Here is a 1,244-nt window from a genome sequence, read left to right as displayed (position 1 = left end):
AAGTGAAATAAAAAAATCTAAAAATCCTTCTTCCAGCTTCATTCCTATATCCATTTAAATGAAGCTAGCCTCTCATTATTTACCGATTTAAGCTAGATTTTTTTCATGAGGTGGCCCTGTAGCGCAATTGTTATCCGCTTTACAAAACGCAGGCGTTGTGGTGGTTGGTATGGACATGGTGATGTCCAGTCCAGAAATTAACTATGCTACTAGTTTAAAAAATAAATTAAAAACGATGAGTAGCTCAACTCTCTTTAAGCAAAATAATCACATCAATAATAGTACCTTGGAGCAAATGCTCGATGAAATTGCTCCTGAGGTGGATAATGATCAAGCTCTGGCTCGCGTGCTAAAAAATTATGATGTAACTCTCGGTTTTTTATTTCATAACTTATCTGATTTAAGAGTGGGTACCTTGCCAAACCCACTTCGTAATAGTAAAGGGGAGCTTCTTAATCCTAGAAAATTTAAAATACAGTATTTCAAAGGTTATAATGCAAGCATCGATTTATTAATGCGAGCATCGGGACATGGTGGATTTGTAACCAACATGCCCGATTCAGACGGCATTATTCGTCGAGGATTATTATTAGGGAGTATCAATGGAAAAGTCTACCCAAGTCTTGCGTTAATGACGGCTATGCGGTTTTTATTAGCTGATCATGTGGATTTAATAATGCACCATACCTTACGGGGAGAGGAGCTTTATGGCATTGATGTGGCTGGTACTTTTATTCCTACCAATAATTATGGCCAGGTTTTAATACCCTTTTGGGGAGGACCTTTTACGCTCCCTTATATTCCCGCAACTGATGTGTTACGCGGTAATTTTAAGGCCGAGGATTTAGCTGGTGCAATCGCAATAGTTGGTTCATCCGCACTTTTATTAAACGATCTCCATGTAAGCCCTGTTGCACCTATTTTTCCTGGTGTGGAGGTAGTGGGAAACCTAGTTACGGGAATAATTGGTCAACAACTTGCTACTATCTATGATTGGCATACTAGTTCTGGGGTATTAATTATCACAGGTTTTGGCGCCCTTTGCGCTTTTGTAATTCCTTTTTTAAATATTTTTTTATTGATCATTACTACTATTTTATTATGTATTGCAGTGATTGCTGTATGTATTAGCTAGGTCCGGGGATCTGGAACAAAATTCAGGAAAAATAAGAGCTATTCCCGGTTTGTTAGTTCATTCACCTTACTCTCAGAATGGCTTATCCACAAGTCCATAGGCCAGGAGA

The 1,244-nt window shown here is 38.4% G+C and carries 1 protein-coding gene; it reads left to right on the top strand.

What is annotated here, in order from left to right; genetic code table 11:
* Nucleotides 1-127 precede the first annotated feature (127 nt).
* Nucleotides 128-1,135 (top strand): CHASE2 domain-containing protein, encoded by a 1,008-nt coding sequence (locus ELY15_RS15870; protein ID WP_127101737.1) that lies wholly within the window; start codon nt 128-130, stop codon nt 1,133-1,135.
* Nucleotides 1,136-1,244: the final 109 nt, after the last annotated feature.

Source organism: Legionella sp. km772, from assembly GCF_003989735.1.
Taxonomy (GTDB): Bacteria; Pseudomonadota; Gammaproteobacteria; order Legionellales; family Legionellaceae; genus Legionella.
This window is presented reverse-complemented; position numbering and strand designations above follow the sequence as displayed.